This window comes from Acinetobacter sp. UBA5934, assembly GCF_002430855.1.
GTDB lineage: Bacteria > Pseudomonadota > Gammaproteobacteria > Pseudomonadales > Moraxellaceae > Acinetobacter.
Genome location: NZ_DJDC01000020.1, coordinates 1 through 3,388, shown reverse-complemented (window position 1 = coordinate 3,388; position 3,388 = coordinate 1). Strand labels below are relative to the sequence as shown.

General features: G+C 39.5%; 6 protein-coding genes and 1 pseudogene. All 7 read left to right on the top strand.

All coding sequences use genetic code 11. From position 1 onward, the window contains the following. A pseudogene (locus B2Y23_RS01405) lies at nt 1-591 on the top strand (cytochrome o ubiquinol oxidase subunit I); the annotation flags it as partial. Nucleotides 592-595: 4 nt separating this feature from the next. Beyond that, nucleotides 596-1,216, top strand: a complete 621-nt coding sequence (gene cyoC / locus B2Y23_RS01400) for a cytochrome o ubiquinol oxidase subunit III (RefSeq protein ID WP_291354827.1) — start codon at nt 596-598, stop codon at nt 1,214-1,216. Continuing rightward, nucleotides 1,216-1,542 carry a cytochrome o ubiquinol oxidase subunit IV gene (locus B2Y23_RS01395; RefSeq protein WP_291354828.1) on the top strand — a complete coding sequence of 109 codons (327 nt, stop codon included), beginning with the start codon at nt 1,216-1,218 and terminating at the stop codon, nt 1,540-1,542. Before cyoC ends, B2Y23_RS01395 begins: the two co-directional genes overlap by 1 nt. A gap of 10 nt (nt 1,543-1,552) precedes the next feature. Beyond that, nucleotides 1,553-2,431 (top strand): heme o synthase, encoded by an 879-nt coding sequence (gene cyoE / locus B2Y23_RS01390; protein WP_291368550.1) that lies wholly within the window; start codon nt 1,553-1,555, stop codon nt 2,429-2,431. 184 nt (nt 2,432-2,615) lie between these two features. Further along, nucleotides 2,616-3,002, top strand: coding sequence for a 30S ribosomal protein S6 (gene rpsF, locus B2Y23_RS01385; protein WP_291368548.1), 387 nt, complete (start codon nt 2,616-2,618; stop codon nt 3,000-3,002). An 11-nt stretch (nt 3,003-3,013) separates the two neighbouring features. Beyond that, nucleotides 3,014-3,241 carry a 30S ribosomal protein S18 gene (gene rpsR / locus B2Y23_RS01380; protein ID WP_004676982.1) on the top strand — a complete coding sequence of 76 codons (228 nt, stop codon included), beginning with the start codon at nt 3,014-3,016 and terminating at the stop codon, nt 3,239-3,241. A gap of 9 nt (nt 3,242-3,250) precedes the next feature. Then, nucleotides 3,251-3,388 (top strand): 50S ribosomal protein L9 (rplI, locus tag B2Y23_RS01375; protein ID WP_291368552.1); only part of this gene is annotated, 138 nt, incomplete at its 3' end.

Below are 3,388 nucleotides of genomic sequence, written 5' to 3'. Positions count from 1 at the left end.
TTTGCATTCATGCCACTTTATATCCTTGGTTTCATGGGTATGACTCGTCGTTTGAATACGTTTGACAACCCAGAATGGGATCCTTATGTAAATATCGCAATGTTTGGTGCAGTTCTTGTTGCGCTTGGTATTGCATGTTTCATTATGCAAATCGTGGTTGGTTTCTTACAACGCGAAAAAAATATCGACATTACTGGCGATATGTGGGATGGCCGTACGCTTGAATGGTCGACTTCATCTCCTGCTCCGTTCTATAACTTTGCTTATCTTCCAAAGATCAATGGCATTGATACTTTCTGGACTGATAAAGAAAACGGTATTGCATACGCTAAACCTACTAAGTATGAAGATATTCATATGCCAACCAACCGTGCTGCAGGTTTTGTTATTGCGATGTTCATTACTGTAATGGGCTTTGCTTTAATCTGGCACATTTGGTGGTTAGTAGCGGTAACCTTCATTGCTGCAATCATCAGCTTCATCGTGTCTTCTTTCACCAAGAAAGTGGATTACTATGTTCCTGCTGCTGAAGTTGAACGCATTGAAGCTGAACGTTATGCTCAACTTGAAAAACACTTGAAGAAGGACTAAGACTATGGCTGAAGTACTTCATCACGACAACCATGGACATGATGAGCATCATCATCACGATGACACTGACATCACCGTCTTTGGTTTCTGGACTTACTTGATGAGTGACTTGATTTTATTCGGGACACTTTTCATCGCGTTCGCTGTATTAAGCAGTCATGTTCCAGTTGGTACTCCAAGTGCAAAAGAGCTTTTTGGTGAGTCTTTAGGTTTCGTTTTAACTGAAACTTTTGCTCTCTTGATCTCTTCTGTAACATTCGGTTTTGCTGTTCTTGCTGCATACAAAAAAGACGCTTCTAAAGTTATTATTTGGCTTATTGTGACTTGGCTATTCGGTGCCAGCTTCATTGGTATGGAACTTTATGAATTCAATCATTTAGTTCATGAAGGCTATGGTCCGAGTACAAGTGCGTTCTTATCTTCGTTCTTTACGTTGGTAGGTACACACGGTATTCACGTAACTTCAGGTTTGGTGTGGATGATCGTGTTAATGATTCAAATCAAGAAAAATGGTTTGACTCTACCAAATACACGTCGTCTTGCTTGCCTAAGCTTGTTCTGGCACTTCCTTGACATCGTTTGGATCTGTGTATTCAGCGTAGTTTACTTGATGGGAGTTCTCTAATGAGTCACGATCATAACTCTGCTGGTGCAGCACACGGTAACTTCAAGCAATATACTGTTGGTTTCATTCTGTCTGTCATCCTGACCGTAATTCCATTCGGTATGGTCATGGCGGGTGGTTTTGGCCGCGGTATCTTGATTACTGTAATTGCGATTACTGCAGTTGCTCAGATTCTTGTACAGTTAATGTATTTCCTGCACATGAACTCTTCTTCAGAGCAACGCTGGAACGTGATTGCATTTATCTATACAGTATTAACCATTGCTATTCTTTTAGTTGGTTCTGTATGGATCATGAACTACCTTCACTACAACATGATGATCTAAACTGGTCATCATGCTGAAAAAGTATCTATTCCTGACAAAACCAGGAATTCTCTTTGGTAACTTCGTTACCACTCTGGGCGGCTTTTTATTAGCCGCTCAGGGATCTGTAGATTTCCTTCTTCTTCTCATTACCCTTCTTGGTACCACCCTGGTTGTGGCATCGGGTTGTGTGGTCAATAACATCATTGACCAAGACATCGACCAAAAAATGCAACGTACGCAAAATCGTGCGATGGTTAAAAAATCAATTTCCGTTCCTGTGGCTCTGGTTTATGCCTTTGTGTTGGGATTCATTGGTTTTAGTATTTTATGGTTCTGGGTCAATGAGTACGCTTTCTTATTCGCTGTGATTGGTTTTGTTGTATATGTTGGTTTTTACAGCTTATGGACAAAACGGACAACCATTCACCAAACCATTGTCGGTAGTATTTCTGGTGCGGCTCCGCCGGTCATTGGTTATACCGCTGTTGCAAATCAGTTTGACATGGGTGCTTTACTTATTTTTATTGGTTATGCACTTTGGCAAATGCCTCACTCTTGGGCAATTGCAATTTATCGTTTTGATGATTACAAAAATGCAGGAATTCCAATTTTGCCTGTAGCACGTTCTATTTATCGTACGAAAATTGAATGTGTAATATATATCCTGTTATTTGCAGCTGTTTTGAATGGGTTATATTGTTTTGGCTATACCAATGTATTTTTCTTGATTACCTTTAATGCTTTGACCGCATACTGGTTTTATTTATCAATTATTGGATTTAAAGCCGAAAACGACCAACTTTGGGCTAAACGCTTTTTCCTTTACTCAGTAATCTTAATTACTTTGCTAAGTTTAAGTTTTAGCTTTACCTATCAATCTCCTGCTCCAAATCTTCCTCTCTTTTAATTAAGGGAGGATTTCCTCCTCTCTCAAATAACTTTTATATTTCTCATCAAAAGATTTGTTTTTAGTCTAATTTTTACCTATAATTCAGCCTTCGCATTTTTTGCGACGTAGCTATTTATATTTTTAGCTATGACTCCTTGCTTCTAATTTTATTAGGGGCTGTTTAAACCGTAAGGAGCTGACAATGCGTCATTACGAAATCGTACTTTTGGTACATCCAGACCAAAGCGATCAAGTTGTAGGTATGGTTGAACGCTATATCTCTCAGATCAAAGAAGCTGATGGTCAAATTCACCGTTTAGAAGATTGGGGCCGTCGTCAATTGGCTTACCCAATTAACAAAATTCACAAAGCGCACTACATTCTTATGAATGTTGAATGTGGTCAAACTACGCTTAATGAATTAGAAGAATTGTTCCGTTATAACGATGCAATCCTTCGTAATGTTATTATTCGTCGTGAAAACGCAATCACTGAAGAATCATTGCTTGCTAAAAGTGCTGAAGAAAAGCGTGCGCGTAAAGCACAACGTGAAGAAGCACAACAATCTCAAGACTCTGCTGAAGCATAAGGAGAACATTAATGGCACGTTTTTACCGTCGTCGCAAGTTCTGCCGCTTTACAGCTGAGAAAGTTGCGTACATCGACTACAAAGATATCGATACTTTAAAACAGTACATCACTGAAAACGGCAAGATTGTTCCTAGCCGTATTACAGGTACTAAAGCTCGTTACCAACGTCAATTAGCGCTTGCTATTAAACAAGCTCGCTACTTAGCGTTGATCCCTTACACTGACAATCATAAGTGAGGTTGAGCTGTGGATATTATCTTATTACAACGCATTAAAAACCTTGGTAAATTAGGCGATAAAGTATCAGTTAAAGCTGGTTACGGCCGTAACTTCCTTATCCCTCAAGGTAAAGCAGTTGCAGCGACTGAAGCTAACACTGCTGCT

Bases quoted from the DNA above. Each gene is read 5' to 3' on its own strand.
- cyoC (WP_291354827.1), top strand. From the start codon at position 596: ATGGCTGAAGTACTTCATCACGACAACCATGGACATGATGAGCATCAT.
- B2Y23_RS01395 (WP_291354828.1), top strand. From the start codon at position 1,216: ATGAGTCACGATCATAACTCTGCTGGTGCAGCACACGGTAACTTCAAG.
- cyoE (WP_291368550.1), top strand. From the start codon at position 1,553: ATGCTGAAAAAGTATCTATTCCTGACAAAACCAGGAATTCTCTTTGGT.
- rpsF (WP_291368548.1), top strand. From the start codon at position 2,616: ATGCGTCATTACGAAATCGTACTTTTGGTACATCCAGACCAAAGCGAT.
- rpsR (WP_004676982.1), top strand. From the start codon at position 3,014: ATGGCACGTTTTTACCGTCGTCGCAAGTTCTGCCGCTTTACAGCTGAG.